An 18,486-nucleotide genomic window follows, 5' to 3' on the forward strand; every position below is an offset into this window, starting at 1 on the left:
TCTGCCGGGGCCCTGCCTCGTGCCTGCGCGGTCGATCAGACGCCGTACTCGTCCAGCGGCGGGCAGGAGCAGACCAGGTTGCGGTCGCCGTACGCGCCGTCGATCCGGCTCACCGGCGGCCAGTACTTGTCCGCCGGGTTCACGCCCGCCGGGAAGACCGCCTCCTGCCGCGAGTAGCCGTGCGCCCAGTCGCCGGCCAGCACGGCGGCGGTGTGCGGGGCGTTGCGCAGCGGGTTGTCGTCGGCCGCCCACTCGCCCGAGCCGACCTTGTCGATCTCGCCGCGGATCTCGATCATCGCGTCGCAGAACCGGTCGATCTCGTGCAGGTCCTCGGACTCGGTCGGCTCGATCATCAGCGTGCCGGCCACCGGGAAGGACATCGTCGGCGCGTGGAAGCCGTAGTCGATCAGGCGCTTGGCGATGTCGTCCACCGTCACGCCCGTCTCCTTGGTCAGCGGGCGCAGGTCGATGATGCACTCGTGCGCGACCAGCCCGCCCGGGCCGGTGTAGAGCACCGGGAAGTGCGGCGCGAGGCGCTTGGCGATGTAGTTGGCGTTCAGCACGGCGACCTGGGTCGCGTGCTTGAGGCCCTCGCCGCCCATCAGCCGGACGTACGCCCAGGAGATCGGCAGGATCGCCGCCGAGCCCCACGGCGCGGCCGAGATCGGGCCGACGCCGGTGGCCGGGCCGGCCTCCTCCTGGAGCGGGTGGTTCGGCAGGTACGGCGCCAGGTGGGCGCGCACCGCGACCGGGCCGACGCCCGGGCCGCCGCCGCCGTGCGGGATGCAGAAGGTCTTGTGCAGGTTCAGGTGCGAGACGTCCGCGCCGAACTTGCCCGGCTTGGCCAGGCCGACCAGGGCGTTCAGGTTGGCGCCGTCGACGTACACCTGGCCGCCGGCCTCGTGCACCAGGGCGCAGATGTCGGTGATCTGGGTCTCGTACACGCCGTGGGTCGACGGGTAGGTGACCATCAGCACCGACAGGTTGTCACGGTGCTGCTCGATCTTGGCCTTGAGGTCCTCGACGTCCACGTCGCCGTCGACCAGGGTCTTCACCACGACCACGCGCATGCCGGCCATCACCGCGGAGGCGGCGTTGGTGCCGTGCGCCGAGGACGGGATCAGGCAGACGTCGCGCTGGGCGTCACCGTTGGCGTGGTGGTAGGCGCGGACGGCCAGCAGGCCGGCCAGCTCGCCCTGGGAGCCGGCGTTCGGCTGGATCGAGACGGCGTCGTAGCCGGTGACCTCGACGAGCTGCTGCTCCAGCTGGCGGATCAGGGTCAGGTAGCCCGCGGCCTGGTCGACCGGCGCGAAGGGGTGCAGCTGGCCGAACTCCGGCCAGGTCACCGCCTCCATCTCGGTGGTGGCGTTGAGCTTCATGGTGCAGGAGCCCAGCGGGATCATGCCACGGTCCAGCGCGTAGTCCCGGTCCGACAGGCGGCGCAGGTAGCGCAGCATGGCGGTCTCCGAGCGGTGGCTGTGGAAGACCGGGTGGGTCAGGTACTCGTCCTCGCGCAGCAGCGCGGCCGGCAGCGCGTCGGCGGCCTCGGCGACCTCGACCGCGGGGACGCCGAACGCGGCCCAGACGCCGGCCAGGTGCTCGCGGGTGGTGGTCTCGTCGGCGGAGACCGAGATCCGGTCCTCGCCGTCCTGGAACACGTTGATGCCGTTGGCGCGGGCGGCGGCGGCGATCTCGGCGGCGCGGCCCGGGACGACGGCGGTGACGGTGTCGAAGAACTCGCCGTGCAGCAGCTCGACGCCGCCGGCCCGCAGGCCCTCGGCGAGGGCGGCGGCGTAGCGGTGGGTGCGGCGGGCGATGTCGGCCAGGCCGTCCGGGCCGTGGTAGACGGCGTACATCGAGGCCATCACGGCGAGCAGCACCTGGGCGGTGCAGATGTTGCTGGTGGCCTTCTCGCGGCGGATGTGCTGCTCGCGGGTCTGCAGGGCCAGGCGGTAGGCGCGGTTGCCGTCGGCGTCGACGGAGACGCCGACCAGGCGGCCGGGCAGCGAGCGGGCGTACTCGGCGCGCACCGAGAGGTAGCCGGCGTGCGGGCCGCCGAAGCCCATCGGGACGCCGAAGCGCTGCGAGGTGCCGCAGGCGATGTCGGCGCCCAGCGCGCCCGGGGACTTGAGCAGGGTCAGCGCCAGGAGGTCGGCGGCGACGGCGACGATCGCGCCCAGGCCGTGCGCCTGCTCGATCACCGCGGTGAGGTCGCGGACCACACCGGTGGCGCCCGGGTACTGCAGCAGCACGCCGAAGACGCCGCGCTCGGCGATCTCGGCCGGGATGCCCTCGGACAGGTCGGCGACGACGACCTCGACGCCGGTCGGCACGGCGCGGGTGTTGATCACCGCGACGGTCTGCGGCAGGGTCTCGGCGTCGACCAGGAAGACGCCGCCCTTGACCTTGGTGACGCGGCGGGCCAGGGCCATCGCCTCGGCGGCCGCGGTGCCCTCGTCCAGCAGCGAGGAGCCGGAGGTGGGCAGACCGGTCAGGTCGGAGACCAGGGTCTGGAAGTTGAGCAGGGCCTCCAGGCGGCCCTGCGAGATCTCCGGCTGGTACGGGGTGTACGCGGTGTACCAGGCCGGGTTCTCCATGACGTTGCGCAGGATCACCGGCGGGGTGAAGGTGCCGTAGTAGCCCAGGCCGATCATCGGCTGGAGCACCTGGTTGCGGCCGGCCAGCTCGCGCAGCTCGGCGAGGACCTGCGCCTCGCTGCGGCCGGCGGGCAGGTCCAGGGCGGTGATGGAGCGGATCGCCTCGGGAACGGCGGTGGCGGCGAGCTCGTCCAGCGAGCCGTAGCCGACGGAGGCCAGCATCTTCTCCTGCGCGGCGGCGTCGGGGCCGATGTGGCGGTTCTCGAAGGGGCTGGCCAGCTCAAGCTCGGTGAGGGTCGAGGCGCTGGTGGGGCGTCCCGCGTTCGGCTGGGCGTTCATGGTGGTCGAGGCCTCCTGGTCACGGACCGGCGGGGGTACGCACGCCGGCCGGTCGCGCCGCTGCGGACAGCGGACCGACCTGGGCGGGCGGACCCGAAAGGCCTCCCCCTCTGTCATCGGGACCTGAGAGCTTCGCCCGCACGCCGCGCGATGGCGCGCCGTCGGCTTGCACCGTCGGTGAGGGTGGTGATCGTCGGCTCCCGCGCCGGCGGTCCTGCCCTGCTTTCCAGAGTGACCTATCCCGCACGGTACGGATGCCTGAGAGATTCCGGGGAGGAGTTGCTCCTTCGGCGCCCCGACCAGCGGTTTTCACTGTCGGGGACTCTCCCGAGCGGGCTCGGCGGTCGCGGCCCAGGGTACCAGCGGGAGGGCTTCCGATCACGGGTGCGTCCGGTCACTCCGGGTCTACGCGCGTCCCCCGGACGGCCCAGCGCGAAGCCCGTCCGGCGCACCCCGGTCGCGCGCGTCCGATTGATGGCTTTTGGTGTGAAGTGGCGGACGGGACGGGTGCTCCGGCCGTCTCACCTGCGGGAGTTCCGCAGGCGCAGCGCTTGGAGGAAAGAGTGCAGACCGACATCGACCCCAGGGACCTCATCGGCCACAAGGCGGTCGACCGCAACGGGGACAAGATCGGCACGGTGGACGAGGTGTACCTGGACGACGCCACCGGGCATCCGGAGTGGGCGGCCGTCCGCACCGGCATCTTCGGCCGGGACGCCTTCGTCCCGCTCACCACGAGCGAGTTCTCCGGCGAGGAGCTCCGGGTGCCGTACGACAAGTCGCTGGTGAAGGACTCGCCGGACTTCGGCGTGGGCCAGCACCTGTCGCCGGCCCAGGAGCTCCAGCTCTACCGCTACTACGGCCTCGACACCCCCGTGGACGGCCGTCCGGCCGCCGCTGAGCCCGCCCGGGACGACCGGCCGGACCTCGACTTCGGCACCACCACGGCCGCCGCGGCCGCCAAGCCGACCGCCTTCCACTCCCCCGACCCCGCCCCGGCCGCGACCGCGACCGCGACGGGCACGACCACCATGACCAGCGCCGGCACGACCCACACCAGCACCGACACCGCCACGGAGGCCCACGTGCGGACCCTCAGCACCCCCGCACCGATCGCCAACGGCACCGTCCTGGCGCCGGCCGCCGCCCACCTGGCCGAGCCGAAGCCGCAGCCCGCCGCGACCACCCCGGCCGCGAACGGCACCGCCGCCTCCTCCGCCCCCAGCGGCCCGGTCGAGATCACCTGCCGCGAGGAGCGGCTGGACATCACCACCGAGTGGCACGTGCTGGGCACCGCGAAGCTGCGCAAGTACGTGACCAGCGAGCAGGTCGAGCGCCGCGTCCCGGTGGTCCGCGAGCGGGTCCGGGTGGAGCGGATGCCGGTCAGCGACGCCGAGCTGGCCTCGCTGACCGAGAAGGAGATCGACGAGGCGGTCGAGGAGGTCACCCTCCGCGAGGAGCGGCCGGTGGTCCGCAAGTACCTCGCCCCGATCGAGCGAGTCCGCCTGGTGGTGGAGCGCTACACGGAGGAGGAGGTGGTCCGGGACGAGCTCCGCCGCGAGCACGTCGAGGTCCACGACGACACGGCCGCCACCGCGCCGGGCGGGGCGGGCGAGGCGGGTGAGGCGCTCGTCCACGCGGCCGACGGCTCCCGGCCCGCCGCCCTGCGCCCGCTGGCCTGACCTCCCCGTTCTCCGCCCGTTCCACGAGGGCCCCGGACTCCGGTCCGGGGCCCTCGTGTTGCGCCGCAGTTCCCCACTTTGCCAAACCTTAACCACTCGATATTTGACATCATGAACTATCCACCCGCACAGTTACTTGAGTTCATTCACTATGTACGGGAGGAAGCAACCGTGAGTGAGGCACCACAGCCCACCACTGCGGCCGAGAAGCAGAGCAACGCCCGGGTCCTGCCGGCCCTCATCCTGGCGATGCTGTCCTTCAGCGTGGTGCAGACCGCGGTCGTCCCGATCCTGCCGTCGCTGGCCAAGGAACTGGACGTCTCCGGGTCGAACATCACCTGGCTGATGACCGCCAACCTGCTGTCCGCGGCCGTGCTGACTCCCCTGCTGGGCCGCTTCGGCGACCTCCGGGGCCGCAAGCCCATGCTGCTGATCTCGCTGGCCGGCCTGATCGCCGGTTCGGCACTGGCCGTCTGCACCCACTCCTTCACCTGGCTGATCGTCGCCCGCGTCCTCCAGGGCGCCGGCGGTGGCGTGATGCCGCTGGCGATCAGCATCGTCCGTGACGAGCTGCCCAAGCAGAAGGTGACCGGCGGCGTCGCCGCCATCAGCGCCTCGATGGGCGTCGGCTCCGGCCTCGGCCTGGTCGCGACCGGCCTGCTGCTGGAGCACTGGAACTACAAGTCGATCTTCTGGATGGGCCTGGCCTTCGGCCTGCTCGCCATCGCCCTGGTCGCCTTCCGGGTCCCGACCGACCCGGTGACCGACAAGGAGGGCGGCGCCGACCCGCTCGGCGCGCTCACCCTGGCCGGCTGGCTCTCCGCCCTGCTGGTCGCGGTCAGCCAGGGCAACCACTGGGGCTGGACCTCCACCAAGACCCTCGGCCTGTTCGCCGTCGCCGCGGTGGTCGCCCTGATCTGGGGCGTCATCGAGACCAAGGTCGCCCACCCGCTGGTGGACCTCAAGATGATGGGCCGCCCGGCCGTCGCCTTCACCAACCTGGCCGGCCTGCTGATCGGCTTCGGCATGTACGGCTCGTTCATGGTCATCAGCAACTTCGCCCAGACCCCGGAGAAGCTGGCCCACTACGGCTTCACCGCGACCGTACTGCACGCCGGCGTGATGCTGCTGCCGTCCGCGATCGGCTCGATGGTCGCCGCCCCGATCGGCGCCCTGATGATCGCCCGCCGCGGCCCGCGCCTGCCGCTGGTCCTCGGTGGCGTCCTCGGCGCGATCGCGATGGCCTACCTGGCCCTGCGGCACAGCGCCGAAGGCGACATCTACACCGCCTCCGCGATCTTCGGCCTCGGCATCGGCCTCGCCTTCGCCGCGATGCCCGCCTTCATCAACGGCGCCGTCCCGGTCGAGCAGAGCGGCATCGCCAACGGCATGAACTCCGTGCTGCGCACCGTCGGTGGCGCGATCGGCACCGCCGTGATGACCGCCATCCTGACCGGCGACACCATGAAGCTCCCGATCAAGATCCCGGTGCTGCTGCCCACCCTGGACGCCTACAAGCACGCGTTCTGGGTCACGGCCGTCGTCTGCGTCATCGCCGGCGTCGTCCCCTTCCTGATCCGCACCACCAAGCCGGCCGTCACCGTCGCCGGCGGCGCGGCCCGGCAGGACTCCAGCCCCGAGCTGGCCAAAACCGACGCCTGACGAGGCGTCCGGCCCGCGCGTTCAGGGACAGGACGCGCGGGCCCGGGCCTCCGCCCGGTCGCGAGGGCATCGCGACCGTCCGGGGCCCGGCACGGTATGCGGCCCCACCCGGTACTACCGGGTGGGGCCGTTCCGCGTTCCCGGGCCGCTACCAGCGCCCGCCCGCCTCGGGCACCGCCCCTCAGCCCCCTACGCCTCAGCCCCGTCCGCGTCCGGCTCCTCCGGCTGCCGCAGCGGCAGCGGCCGGGCCGGCTCCAGCGCCGGATCGTCCACCGCGAAGGTCCGCACCCGGCCCGGCCCGCTCCACGGCGTCTCGAACCGCACCGTCACCCGCCCCACTCCGCTGCCCTGGACCCACCCCGGCCCCAGCTCGGCGTGCCGGACGTCCTGTCCGGGCATCCAGCGCCGCACCACGACCTCCTCCGGCTCCTCCTCGGCCACCGCCGCCTCGGCCACCTCGGCGTGCTCCGCCGCCTCCTCCCGCAGCGCCTGCGCGAAGAGGTCCTCCTGGGTGTAGTCGGCCAGTTGGGCCACGCCGACTCCGAGCAGCCGCACCCCGCCGGTGATGTCCACCTGCTCGGCGAGGCGCCGGGCCGTCGCCGTGATCACCGCCGCGTCGTCGGTGGGCCCGCCCAGGGTCTCGGAGCGGGTCAGCGTCGAGAAGTCGAACCGCCGCACCTTGAGCACCACCGTCCGGCCGGAGCGCCCGGCCGAGCGCAGCCGCCGGACGCAGCGCCCGGCGAGCGCCTCCACCTCCCGCAGCACCCGGTCCCGATCGGCCAGGTCCACCTCGTAGGTGTCCTCCACCGAGACGGACTTGGCGTCCTGGTCGGCCACCACCGGCCGGTCGTCCAGCCCTGTCGACATGTGGAAGATCCCGGTGCCGTGCGCCCGCCCGAGCAGCTGGACCAGCTCCGCCTCCCCCGCCTCCGCGAGGTCCGCCACCGTGCTCAACCCGGCCCGGCGCAGCACCTGCTCGGTGGCCGGCCCGATCCCGGGCAGCGCCCGGACCGGCATCGGGCCGAGCACGGCCCGCTCCTGCCCCGGCTCGACCAGCACCAGCCCGTCCGGCTTGGCCTGCTCGGAGGCGATCTTCGCCATCAGCTTGGAGCCCGCCGCCCCCACCGAGCCGGTCAGTCCGGTGAGCCGCTGGATGTCCGCCCTGAGGTCCTCCGCCAGGGCCAGCACCAGCCGCTCCCCGGTCTCGTGGTCCGCCTCCGACAGCACCGGGCCGTACGGACCGGCCATCAGGTCGACGAAGGCCTCGTCCAGGCTCAACGGCTGCACCAGCGGCGACAGTTGGCGCAGCAGCCCCATCACGATCTCGCTGTTCTGCCGGTATGCCTCGAACCGCCCGGACAGGAAGGCCGCGTTGGGGCACAGCCGCCGCGCCTGGGCCATCGGCATCGCCGAGTGCACCCCGAACCGCCGCGCCTCGTACGAGGCCGTGGAGACCACCCCGCGCCCGCCGAGCCCGCCGACGACCACCGGCTTCCCGCGCAGGCTCGGCTTGGCCGCCTGCTCCACCGCCGCGAAGAAGGCGTCCATGTCGAGGTGGATGATGCTCGGCAGAGATCGCACCCGCCGATCATCGCGCACGGGTCCGACAGTGCGTACGAACCCGGCCGAGGTCCCGGCCGGCGCCCGGCGCCCGCCCCCCGGCTACTGCTTCGCGGCCTCCGCCAGCGCCTTCGGGATGCCGTCCTCCTTGGGCCCGAGGAACGCCGGGTCCGGCCGCAGCCAGACGTTCACGGCCGCCTTGCCCGCCCCGGCGACCTCCCGCAGCCCGCCGTACAGCCAGGTGGTGTCGTGCAGTTCCGGCACGCCGACCGCGTACGAGCGGATCCCCGCCGCCTCGCACAGCGCCAGCGCCCGACGGACGTGGAAGTCCTGGCTGACCAGCACCGCGCGGTCCACCCCGAAGATCCGGTGCGCCCTGGTGCAGGAGTTCCAGGTGTCGAAGCCCGCGTAGTCCCGCACCACCCGGTCCCCGGGGACTCCGTGCTCGGTCAGGTAGCGGTACATCGCGTCCGGCTCGTCGTACTCGATCCGCCCGTTGTCCCCGGTCACCAGGATGGCCTTGACCTTGCCCTCCCGGTACAGGTCCAGTGCCGCCACCAGCCGGTGCTCCAGGTACGGCGACGGCTTGCCCTGGTCCAGCCCGGCGCCGAAGACCACCGCCACCGGAGCCGAGGGCGCGCTCTCCACGGTGCCCACCCGGTCCCCCGCCCCGACCCACAGCCAGGCGCTGGGCGCCAGCGCGAGCGAGCAGAGCAGCGTCGTCGCCTGGAAGACCCTGCGCTGCGTACGGCGCTCCCGCAGCCGCGCCCGCACCCCGCCGGCCCGACGCCGCAGCAACTCCGATATCCCGGTGCCGACCTTCACGTGCCCCTCCCTCGATCGTTTCACCAGGCAACACGACGAGGCCGTGGGCCGGAACGGTTCCCCGCTCCGGCCCACGGCCCCGTGGAAAGTGCTGCCGGTCAGACCGCCCGGTTGCGTCGCTGCGCCAGTTCGTCCGCCGGATCGTCACCGACCAGCGTCTCACCGGTGTCGGTCCGCTCCGCGTGCAGCCGCCCGAGGGTCAGCTCCAGCTCCCGCCAGACCGCTCCGACCGCGATGCCGAACACCCCCTGACCGCCCTTCAACAGGTCAACCACGTGCTGCGGCGTGGTGCACTCGTACACCGTCGCACCGTCGGACATCAGCGTCAGCCCGGCCAGGTCGGCCTGCTCGGCGGCCTGCAGATGGGCGACGGCCACCCGGATGTTCTGCAGCGAGACGCCGGCGTCGAGCAGCCGCTTGACGATCTTCAACAGCAGCACGTCGCGGAAGCTGTAGAGCCGCTGACTGGGCGCCGGGTACGCGGTGCGGACGCTGGGCTCCAACAACCCGGTGCGGGCCCAGTAGTCCAGCTGGCGGTACGTGATGCCGGCCGCCGCACAGGCCGTCGGGCCGCGGAAGCCGACCAGTTCGGACGTCGGGGCCAGCCGCTCGATCGCGGGCTGGCCCGGCTGCACGGCCGGGAACCTGCTCATCCTGGGCAGGTCCGACACGGTGCGAGCGGTGCGCGGCACGTGCACGGAGCACAGGCCTCCCACGGCCGCGTCATCGCCGGTGCTGCTCATGCCTACCTCCGTCCACTCGTGCTGCGGGCAACCGACTGCGGGCATCGGCCACCCGGACAGCCACTCCTGACGGTAGGCAGTCCCCTATGACCCGTCAACGATCGCCACGCCGGGCCAGACAAACCACATCACTCAGGAGAGTGGTTTTTCGTGCCCCTAGTGTGGGTAGGTGGACGGATTTTGGCAAAACGGCATGCAAAAGGGCTGACCAGCCCCGTCCGCCGTTCGCCCTACTGCGGGCCGCCGCCCCCGAAGTCCTCGGGCGACACCTGGTCGAGGAACTCGCGGAACTTCTCGACCTCGTCCTCCTGCTCGTCCGGGATCGCGATGCCCGCCTCCGCGAGCACCTCCTCGCTCCCGTAGATCGGCGTGCCGGTGCGCAGGGCCAGCGCTATCGCGTCGGACGGCCGGGCGCTCACCTCGACCCCGCCGGTGAAGACCAGCTCGGCGTAGAACACGCCCTCCCGCAGGTCGGTGATCCGGACCTCGGTGAGCTGCTGGCCGAGCGCTTCCAGGACGTCCTTGAACAGGTCGTGCGTCAGCGGGCGCACCGGAGTCATGCCCTGCTGGGCGAAGGCGATCGCGGTCGCCTCGCCGGGGCCGATCCAGATCGGCAGGTATCGATCTCCCCCGACCTCCCGAAGCAGCACGATCGGCTGGTTGGAAGGCATCTCCACCCGGACACCCACGACGTCGAGCTCATTCACACAGGCAACCCTATGGCTCCGACCCCGGATATGAAAGCGCAGGGCCGACGCCGCTGGTCAGCGCGGTGCACCGGGCCCGCGGCGGGCGTCCCCACGGCCTAGGACCGGGGCCGCAGACCGGCCTGGACCATGGCCGCGTGCAGCCGTACGGACAGCGTGGCCAGCTCCCGCGCGGTGGCCTCCGCGTGCGCCCGGGTCTGCGGGTTCCGGTGCCGGCGCAGCGGCGCCACCACCTGCTCCACCAAGGCGATCTCGCGGTCCGCCGCCGCCTTCATCGCCCTCAGGTGCCTCGGCTCCAGCCCGTACCGGCCGAGTTCGGCCACCAGCCGGGCCACCTGGAGCGCCTCCCCGTCGTACCCGCCGTCCGGGCCCGGCAGGACCAGCCCGTACGCCTCCCACTCGGCCAGCTCGGGCTCCCCCGCCCCGGCGGCGGCCAGCAGTTCGGCCCGCCCCAGCCGGACCCCGGAGGCGACCTCGGCCGAGGCCACCAGCTCGCGGTCGGCCTCCTCCAGCGGGCCGGGCCGGGCGTCGGCGGCCGGCAGCGCGGGCGGGGCCTCACCGCGCTCGATCGCGTCCAGGTGCTCGCGGATCACCCGCAGCGGCAGGTAGTGGTCCCGCTGCATCCGCAGGACGTAGGCCAGCCGCTCCACGTCGGCGGGGCTGAACTTGCGGTACCCCGAGGGGGTGCGCTGCGGCTCGACCAGCCCCTCCGCCTCCAGGAAGCGGATCTTGGAGATGGTCACCTCGGGGAAGTCGTCGCGCAGGAAGGCCAGCACCGCGCCGATGCTCAGCAGTTCGTCACCGCCGCGCCGACGGCCGGCGGGCCGGTCCGGACGGACCGGCTGCCTGGGGGCCGCGACCACCCCGCGCCCGCCGCGGTCCGCCTGCGGACCGGACGACGACGCAGGGTTGGCCGCCCCGAGAGAAGAGGAAGGAGTATTCGTATTCACTCGGGCTCCCGCCGACGTTGGTTTCAGTACCCCCGGTTGTGGCCGGCGAAGAACACCAGCCGGTACTTCCCGATCTGCACCTCGTCGCCGTTGTTCAGCGGCACCTCGTCGATCCGCTCCCGGTTGACGTAGGTGCCGTTCAGGCTGCCCACGTCCGCGACGCTGAATCCGGCCGGGGTGCGGCGGAACTCCACGTGGCGGCGGGAGACCGTGACGTCGTCCAGGAAGATGTCACCCTGCGGGTGACGCCCCGCCGTGGTGACGTCCGAGTCCAGCAGGAACCGGCTGCCCGAGTTCGGACCGCGCTGGACGATCAGCAGCGCCGAGCCCGGCGGCAGCGCGTCGATCGCCGACAGCACCTCGGCCGACAGCGCCGGCGTGGTACCGGTGCCGGTGGTGGCGGAGGGGTCGTAGGACTCCAGCCCGGAGATCGAGATCGTCGAGGTGGTCTCCGCCGCCCCCTCCGGCAGCAGGCCGCCGCGCAGCGCCGTACCGCAGTTGGAACAGAAGCGGGCCGCGGCCGGGTTCTGGTTGCCGCACCTGGGGCACGGAGTGGGGCCAGCCATGTTCACAGCCTCCTGGCGCGGCACACCCGACGGGTTGTGCCCGGCGTACGGGTCCGGGGCAAACCCTCCACCAGAGGTTGAGGGTCCTGACGGGAAACCTATGCGCGGGTCGCCGGAGGGGTCAACCGACGCGCCGTAGCCCGCCGGATTCCCGGCGTACTGCGCGGCACCGTCCCGGTACAGCTGCTGACCGGCGTACTGGCCGGCCTCGGGGGCGGGGCGCATGCCCGGCACCGCGGGCTCGTCCTCCGACCGGCGGTGCCGGGCGGTCGGCGCCTCGACGGCGGCCGCGTCGCGGCCCTTGTTGCGACCGAACAACTTCGAGAAGAAACTCACGGGCGAATCCCCTTGCGTGTGACAGACCCGCCCGCGGGGCAGGGTGAGAACCTCGGACAGGCTGCGGGCCCGGTTGCGGCTCGGGCCTGCTGGAGTGGTACTCCGACGTGTGGTGTTGCGGTTGGTGCTACGGAGCGTACTGGTGCGAACCAGTCTCCCCCACGCGACGACGACACCCCGCACCGGGTGCCGCGGGCCCGTGACGGGCCGTTCGTCGAGCGCCCCGTCACTTCGAAGCCGGCTTGGCGTACTGCGGCGTCTTCAGATCCACCAGGGCGTCCACGACCACCTTCTGCTGCTGGGTGATCGTCGCCCGCGCCTGGTGGCTCTCCAGGGTGCGCACGACGCCCCCCGGGATGTTCAGCGCGGGCGTCAGGTCCTGCGGGTTCCCCACGACGGTGAACCGATAGGGCTGCGAGACCTTCTTCCCGTCGATCTGCACCCCACCGCCCGACAGGTCGGTGAAGTAGGTGTTGACCACCACGCGCACATCGTTGATCTGAATCGCCTCCGCCCCCGCCGCTCGAAGTTCCTGCAGGGTGTCCAGCAGCATATCCGCCTTCACCTGCCCTTGGGGGTCATCGACCGTGAGGACGATGCCCGGACCAGTGGCTTTGACCGTACCGGCCAGCACACCCAGTTCGGTCATCTTCTTCCTGGTCTGCTCCTGGGCCTCCTTGGCCTGGTTGGAGCTGTTCTCCAACTTGCCCAGGGACTGCTCGAGCTCGGCCTTCTCCTGTTGCAGACGCTGCTGACGGCTGTCCAGTTCGTCGAGGATCCGGACCAGGTCCTCCTGGCGGGCCCCGCGCAGCTGGTTGTGGTGGTCGTTGGTCGACCGCACCTGGATCGCCAGCCCCAGCCCGAGCGAGAACAGCAACAGCGCCACCACCAGTTGCCCGCGCGACAGTCGCGGCGGCCAGACCGCCGCCTTCAACCGCCGCCGACCGGCGTTCCGGTCCCCGGCGGGCGGCTCCTCGGCGGCCTCCGACTCCTCGCCGGCCTCCGGCCCCTTAACGGCGGCCTCCGGCTCGGCGGCTTCCGACGGTTCGTCGGCCCCGGCCTCGGCCTCGGCGGGCGCCTTCGTCAGCCGCACCGGCGGCGCCGGCGAGGCGGACACGATCTCAAGCTCAGCCTCAGCGTCAGACTTCTCCGACTCCCCGGCAGCTCCGGGCTCGTCCCGGCCTGCCCCGGCCACCGCCGAGGCCTCCTCGACGACCTTCCCCGGCGACTCCTCCGGAGCCTTCCCGGCCGCCATCCCGCCCGGCTCCGCGACGGTCTCCTCGACCGCCGGCGCCGCTGCCTCCGCCGGCTCCTCCGCCGCCGCCTCGCGGCCCTGCTCAGGCACGGAAGACATGGCGCCGGATCGCCGCCGCGTTGGAGAAGATGCGGATGCCGAGGACGACGACCACGCCCGTGGACAGCTGCGAACCGACACCCAGCTGGTCGCCCAGGAAGACGATCAGCGCGGCGACCACCACGTTCGACAGGAACGAGACGATGAAGACCTTGTCGTTGAAGATCCCGTCCAACATCGCCCGGACGCCGCCGAACACCGCGTCCAGCGCCGCCACCACCGCGATCGGCAGGTACGGCACGACGGCGTCGGGCACCTCGGGTTGGACGAAGAGCCCGACGACCACCCCGATCACGAGACCCAGTACGGCAATCACGGTCTAGCTGCTCCTGTCCCTGTGGTGGTCTTGGTCGATCCGCCGGACGGCCGCCGCTTCGGGGACGGCCCGGCACCGGGCGCGGACGGTGAAACGGACGCGACGGGGCTCTCCGAGGTTCCCGGGACGCTCGACGGCGTCCCACTCCGACCGGCCGACGGACCGGCCGACGGGGCCGCCGACGCGGACCCGGTCGGCGAGGCCTCGGGCGTGACGGGCTGGGCGCTCCGCAGCGACACCCCGACCGCCGCCGGCAGGGTCAGGCTCTTCTGGGTGGAGAGCGTCGACTTGATGCCGTACTTCTCCTCCAGCAGCCGCAGGTACTGCCCGGCCATGTCGTTCTCGAAGGCGGTGAGGAGCTTCGGCCCGTCCCCGATCGCCTGGATGTTGTACGGCGGCACGAGCGGCCGGTTGTCCACCAGCACGGCCTCACCGGCCGCCCGGATCGCGGACAGCGCGGTCAGCCGCTGGCCGTTGATCGAGACGGCCTCCGCCCCGGATCCCCACAGACCGTTCACGACCAGTTGCAGGTCCCGGTCGCGCAGCCGGCCGCTGTTGGAGAAGCCCTGCCCGGCCCGGGGGTCGACGTTGCCCCCGCCGCCGGTGCCGGCCGCGTCCTCCAGGACCAGCTTCACCCCCGGCCCGGTGACCTCCCCCAGCCCGACCTCACCGGTCAGGCCGCTGCTGCCGCCGTCCCCGGAGGCCAGCGCCTGCTGCTGGGTGTCGTCGACCTTGCGCCGCAGGTCCTGGACCTCCTTCTGCAGGTGGTCCGCCGAGCCGTTGCTGTCGTTGATCCGGTGGATCAGCGCGTCCCGTTCCTTGGCCAGCGTCGGCTCCGCCTTGTGCGCGTTCACCGCGCCGACGGTGACCACGGTTCCGACCAGCGCCAGTCCGGCGCCGAGCGTCAGCAGTCCGCGCAGCGTGCGGGGTATCCGGCTGTCGTGCGCACCGCCCCGGGCCGCGGCCGCCTCGGCGTAGCCCTCGTCCAGGCTGTGGTCCATCACGTTGGTCAGCAGGGACATCGAGGCGTCGGGGCGGTTGTACCGCCCGTTCGGAGCACTCGGCGTCGGCGTCGCTGGCATGCGGACCATCGTCCCACGACGGCGGGGGACCCTGCGCACGGCCCCTGAGCTGCACACACGCCATACACATCGACGGAAAGCGACGGACCCTTACGAATGAGGTGAAAACGGACAACGGGGCGTGCGGATGAATCCGCACGCCCCGCCGTTCAGGGGGCCGTCCGCTCAGGACGTCACCGCCCCGCGCCCTCCACCACCGCCGCCCACTCGTCCAGCAGGGCATCGGTGGCCTCGTCGTCCGGACCCTCGGCCCACAGGTGGGTGACCGCCTCGGCCGGATCCGGCAGCACCAGCGTCCAGCGCCCGTCCGCCTCGACGACCCGGACACCGTCCGTGGTGTCCAGCCGCCGGCTGCCGGCCGCCTCCACCACCGAACGCATCACCATGCCCTTCGCCGCCCACGGCGTCGCGATGTCCCGCCGCCGGATGTGCGCCTGCGGGATCCGCGCGTCGATCTGGCTCAGCGTGAGCTGGGTCCGCGCCACCAGGCCGACCAGCCGGACGAAGGCCGCGGCGCCGTCCAGCACCCCGCTGAACTCGGGCACAACGAAGCCGCCGCGCCCGTCCCCGCCGAACACCGTGCCCTCGGCGGCGGCCGCCTTCGCGAGGTCGTCCGGCGTGGTCGTGGTCCAGATGACCTGGGTCCCGTGGTACGCCGCGACCTGCTCGGCGATCCGGGTCGTGGTCACCGGCAGGGCCACCTGCCCGCTGCGCCGCTCCGCCGCGACCAGGTCCAGCAGCACCAGCAGCGCCCGGTCGTCGTCGATCACCCGGCCGAGCTCGTCCACGAAGGCGACCCGCTCGCCGACCGGGTCGAACCGCACCCCGAAGGCCGCCCGCGAGGAGGCCACCAGCTCGCCGAGCCTGGCCAGCCCGGCCCGCCGGGTCTCCGCGTCCTCGGTCGGCCGCGCCTCGTCCAGCCCGCTGGAGACGGTCAGCGCCTCCACCCCGAGCCGGCCGAGGATGCTGGGCAGGACCAGCCCGGCACTGCCGTGCGCGGTGTCCACCACCACCTTCAACCCGGCCTCCCGGACCCCGGTGGTGTCCACCGCCCGCAGCAGGTTGCCCGCGTAGGAGTCGAACACGCTGGACGGGAAGGTCAGGTCCCCGATCTCGCCCGGGAACGCCCTCCGGTACTCCTGACGTGCGTAGACCCGGTCGAGCTTGCGCTGCCCGGCCTGCGAGAGGTCCGCCCCGCGCTCGTCGAAGAAGAGGATGTCCAACGAGTCCGGCACACCCGGCGTGGTCCGCAGGAAGATCCCGCCCGCACTCCCCCGCGCGGTGTGCTGCCGGGCCACCGGCATCGGCACGTTCTCCAGGTCGCGGACGTCGATCGCGGAGGTCTGCAGCCCCGAGATCATCGCCCGTTTGAGCGCACGGGCACCACGCGAGTGGTCACGCGCAATGGTGACGGTGGCCCCCTTCTTCAAGGTCGTGGCGTACGCGCCCGCCAGCCGCACGGCCAGCTCCGGGGTGATCTCGACGTTGAGGATGCCCGAGACGCCGCGGAGCCCGAAGAGGTGCTCCTGGCCGCGCGACTCCCAGATCACCGAGGTGTTGACGACGGCGCCGGCCTCGATGGTCTTGAACGGGTAGACCCGGACGTTGGCCCCGATGATCGACTCCTCGCCGATCAGGCACTCGTCCCCGATCACCGCGCCGTCCTCGATCCGCGCGGCCCGCATCACGTCGGTGTTCTTGCCGACCACGCAGCCGCGCAGATTGCTCTGCGGCCCGATGTAGACGTTGTCGTGCACCACCGCCTTGTGTAGGAAGGCACCGCGCTTGACCACCACGTTGCTGCCCAGCACGGTGTGCTCGCGGATCTCCACGCCGGCCTCGACCTTGGCGTAGTCCCCGATGTACAGCGGCCCGCGCAGCACCGCCTCCGGGTCCACCTCCGCCCCTTCGGCCACCCAGACACCCGGCGAGATCTCGAAGCCGTCGAGCTCGACCTCGACCTTGCCGTCCAGCACGTCCGCCTGGGCCTTGCCGTAGCTCTCGTGGGTGCCCACGTCCTCCCAGTAGCCCTCGGCGACGTAGCCGTAGACCCGCTTGCCCTCCTTCAACAGCTGCGGGAAGACGTCACTCGACCAGTCCACGGACTCACCCGCGGCGACGTAGTCGAAGACCTCCGGCTCCATCACGTAGATACCGGTGTTCACCGTGTCGGAAAAGACCTGGCCCCAGGTCGGCTTCTCCAGGAAGCGCTCGACCCGGCCGTCCTCGTCGGTGATCGTGATTCCGAACTCCAGGGGATTCGGCACCCTGGTGAGACAGACCGTGACCAGTGCGTTCTTACTGCGGTGAAAGTCGATCAATTCGGAGAGATTGAAGTCGGTCAGCGCGTCACCGGAGATCACCAGAAAGGAGTCGTCCTTGAGCGCGTCCTCGGCGTTCTTGACACTCCCCGCAGTGCCTAGTGGCGTCTCCTCATGGGCATACGTGAGGTGCATGCCCAGTTCCTCGCCGTCACCGAAGTAGTTCTTGACGAGTGACGCCAGGAACTGCACGGTGACGACGGTGTCGGAGAGGCCGTGCCGCTTCAGCAGCCGAAGCACGTGCTCCATGATCGGCATATTCGCGACCGGAAGCAGCGGCTTCGGCATGCTGGAGGTCATCGGGCGGAGTCGGGTGCCCTCGCCCCCTGCCATTACTACGGCTTTCATTACGGGTGCGTCCTCCTTCGCGGTGGTGGACCTACAGGTCCATCAAACCGTTCCAGAGGGTTCTCTACCCGGAAGGTATCGTCCGACGCACCGGGACGGCGTGGGACTTCTCTCAGATCACGTCTCAGACTGTGGACGTCGAGCCCGCGGGGCCCGCCTTGATGATCTGCCGCACCTGCACCGCGTAAAGGATCGCCGACCACCAGTACAACGTGGTCCCCCACCAGATGAAGGCCCAGCTCACCACCTCGGCCGGCCGCGCGAACCAGCTGTCGATGCCACCGAGCAGGAGAAGCGGAAACGCGTACATCAGATTGAAGGTCGCGGCCTTGCCGAGGAAACTCGTCTGCAGCGGCCCGTAACCGCGTCGGTTCAGAATGGGCAGCAACGAGGCGATGAAGACCTCGCGGGCCAGCAGAATCGCCGTCACCCACCACGGCAGGAACTCACGCCACGTCAATCCGATGAGCGTGGACAGCACATAGAGCCGGTCGGCCAGCGGATCCAGCAGCTGCCCCACCCGGCTGATCTGCCCCCACCGCCTGGCGAGCTTTCCGTCCAGGTAGTCGCTGATTCCGCTGAGCATCAGGATCAGCAGCGCCCACCCGTCGTTCTTCGGCCCGCCGAAGACTGGCCACAGAATGAGCCAGAGAAAAACCGGAACGCCGACCAGCCGGCCCATGCTCAGCAGGTTGGGGATGGTGAGGACGCGATCGGTCTGGACCCGCGTCTCCTGGACCTCCACCCGGGTCCTCCTGTCCTGTGTCACGACAATGCACGTTGACCCTACAACAAAAAAGCCCCCGCCCGGTTCACCCGGCGGGGGCTCTTCTGAATGATTGTTCGGCGGCGTCCTACTCTCCCACAGGGTCCCCCCTGCAGTACCATCGGCGCTGTGAGGCTTAGCTTCCGGGTTCGGAATGTAACCGGGCGTTTCCCTCACGCTATGACCACCGAAACACTATGAAACTGTCAACCGCACCAACCCGACTTCATTGGGGTTGGGGTCGTTGTTTCAGAACAACACAGTGGACGCGAGCAACTGAGGACAAGCCCTCGGCCTATTAGTACCGGTCAACTCCACCCCTTACAGGGCTT

Annotated in this window: 14 protein-coding genes, 1 rRNA gene and 1 riboswitch; of the genes, 2 read left to right on the forward strand and 13 right to left on the reverse strand. The window is 71.5% G+C overall.

Going from position 1 to position 18,486, the window contains the following annotated elements; all coding sequences use genetic code 11:
* Window positions 1-35: 35 nt before the first annotated feature.
* Window positions 36-2,936, reverse strand: coding sequence for an aminomethyl-transferring glycine dehydrogenase (gene gcvP / locus ACFV8H_RS21375; protein ID WP_380402120.1), 2,901 nt, complete (start codon window positions 2,934-2,936; stop codon window positions 36-38).
* Window positions 2,937-3,172: 236 nt separating this feature from the next.
* Window positions 3,173-3,276, reverse strand: a riboswitch (glycine riboswitch).
* Between the two features lie 223 nt (window positions 3,277-3,499).
* Between gcvP and ACFV8H_RS21380 the strand changes: the two genes are divergently transcribed.
* Window positions 3,500-4,618 (forward strand): PRC and DUF2382 domain-containing protein, encoded by a 1,119-nt coding sequence (locus tag ACFV8H_RS21380; RefSeq protein ID WP_380402123.1) that lies wholly within the window; start codon window positions 3,500-3,502, stop codon window positions 4,616-4,618.
* 171 nt (window positions 4,619-4,789) lie between these two features.
* Window positions 4,790-6,280 carry an MFS transporter gene (locus tag ACFV8H_RS21385; protein WP_380402126.1) on the forward strand — a complete coding sequence of 497 codons (1,491 nt, stop codon included), beginning with the start codon at window positions 4,790-4,792 and terminating at the stop codon, window positions 6,278-6,280.
* Between the two features lie 189 nt (window positions 6,281-6,469).
* On the opposite strand, the gene ACFV8H_RS21390 is transcribed toward ACFV8H_RS21385, so the two are convergent.
* The 12 genes from ACFV8H_RS21390 to rrf form a co-directional block, all read right to left on the reverse strand.
* Complete coding sequence (locus ACFV8H_RS21390; protein ID WP_380402129.1) at window positions 6,470-7,861, reverse strand: DNA polymerase IV; 1,392 nt, start codon at window positions 7,859-7,861, stop codon at window positions 6,470-6,472.
* Between the two features lie 81 nt (window positions 7,862-7,942).
* A complete protein-coding gene (locus ACFV8H_RS21395; protein ID WP_375893585.1) occupies window positions 7,943-8,665 on the reverse strand; it encodes a vancomycin high temperature exclusion protein in 723 nt (240 codons plus the stop codon).
* 98 nt (window positions 8,666-8,763) lie between these two features.
* The gene (locus tag ACFV8H_RS21400) at window positions 8,764-9,408 is read right to left on the reverse strand and encodes a MerR family transcriptional regulator (protein WP_380402132.1); all 645 of its coding nucleotides are present in this window, start codon (window positions 9,406-9,408) and stop codon (window positions 8,764-8,766) included.
* A gap of 230 nt (window positions 9,409-9,638) precedes the next feature.
* The gene (locus ACFV8H_RS21405; protein WP_375893581.1) at window positions 9,639-10,115 is read right to left on the reverse strand and encodes a bifunctional nuclease family protein; all 477 of its coding nucleotides are present in this window, start codon (window positions 10,113-10,115) and stop codon (window positions 9,639-9,641) included.
* 98 nt (window positions 10,116-10,213) lie between these two features.
* The gene (locus ACFV8H_RS21410) at window positions 10,214-10,906 is read right to left on the reverse strand and encodes a MerR family transcriptional regulator (RefSeq protein ID WP_380402150.1); all 693 of its coding nucleotides are present in this window, start codon (window positions 10,904-10,906) and stop codon (window positions 10,214-10,216) included.
* 182 nt (window positions 10,907-11,088) lie between these two features.
* On the reverse strand, window positions 11,089-11,631 hold the full coding sequence (locus ACFV8H_RS21415) for an FHA domain-containing protein (protein ID WP_360242294.1): 543 nt from the start codon (window positions 11,629-11,631) through the stop codon (window positions 11,089-11,091).
* A 562-nt stretch (window positions 11,632-12,193) separates the two neighbouring features.
* Window positions 12,194-13,312, reverse strand: a complete 1,119-nt coding sequence (locus ACFV8H_RS21420) for a DUF881 domain-containing protein (protein ID WP_380402136.1) — start codon at window positions 13,310-13,312, stop codon at window positions 12,194-12,196.
* On the reverse strand, window positions 13,305-13,637 hold the full coding sequence (locus ACFV8H_RS21425; RefSeq protein ID WP_030062488.1) for a small basic family protein: 333 nt from the start codon (window positions 13,635-13,637) through the stop codon (window positions 13,305-13,307). Before ACFV8H_RS21425 ends, ACFV8H_RS21420 begins: the two co-directional genes overlap by 8 nt.
* A complete protein-coding gene (locus ACFV8H_RS21430; protein ID WP_380402138.1) occupies window positions 13,634-14,719 on the reverse strand; it encodes a DUF881 domain-containing protein in 1,086 nt (361 codons plus the stop codon). Before ACFV8H_RS21430 ends, ACFV8H_RS21425 begins: the two co-directional genes overlap by 4 nt.
* A gap of 173 nt (window positions 14,720-14,892) precedes the next feature.
* Window positions 14,893-17,388, reverse strand: a complete 2,496-nt coding sequence (locus ACFV8H_RS21435) for a sugar phosphate nucleotidyltransferase (protein ID WP_380402141.1) — start codon at window positions 17,386-17,388, stop codon at window positions 14,893-14,895.
* A gap of 124 nt (window positions 17,389-17,512) precedes the next feature.
* Window positions 17,513-18,133: a CDP-alcohol phosphatidyltransferase family protein gene (locus tag ACFV8H_RS21440; protein ID WP_380402144.1), complete on the reverse strand. Its 621-nt coding sequence runs from the start codon at window positions 18,131-18,133 to the stop codon at window positions 17,513-17,515.
* Window positions 18,134-18,229: 96 nt separating this feature from the next.
* A 5S ribosomal RNA gene (gene rrf, locus ACFV8H_RS21445) occupies window positions 18,230-18,346 on the reverse strand.
* Window positions 18,347-18,486 lie beyond the last annotated feature (140 nt).

The organism is Kitasatospora sp. NPDC059827, assembly GCF_042731675.1.
Classification (GTDB): domain Bacteria; phylum Actinomycetota; class Actinomycetes; order Streptomycetales; family Streptomycetaceae; genus Kitasatospora.

Excerpts from the sequence above, each read along its gene's own strand:
- ACFV8H_RS21435 (WP_380402141.1), bottom strand. The coding sequence starts at position 17,388 with ATGAAAGCCGTAGTAATGGCAGGGGGCGAGGGCACCCGACTCCGCCCG.
- gcvP (WP_380402120.1), bottom strand. The coding sequence starts at position 2,936 with ATGAACGCCCAGCCGAACGCGGGACGCCCCACCAGCGCCTCGACCCTC.
- ACFV8H_RS21415 (WP_360242294.1), bottom strand. The coding sequence starts at position 11,631 with ATGGCTGGCCCCACTCCGTGCCCCAGGTGCGGCAACCAGAACCCGGCC.
- ACFV8H_RS21400 (WP_380402132.1), bottom strand. The coding sequence starts at position 9,408 with ATGAGCAGCACCGGCGATGACGCGGCCGTGGGAGGCCTGTGCTCCGTG.
- ACFV8H_RS21430 (WP_380402138.1), bottom strand. The coding sequence starts at position 14,719 with ATGCCAGCGACGCCGACGCCGAGTGCTCCGAACGGGCGGTACAACCGC.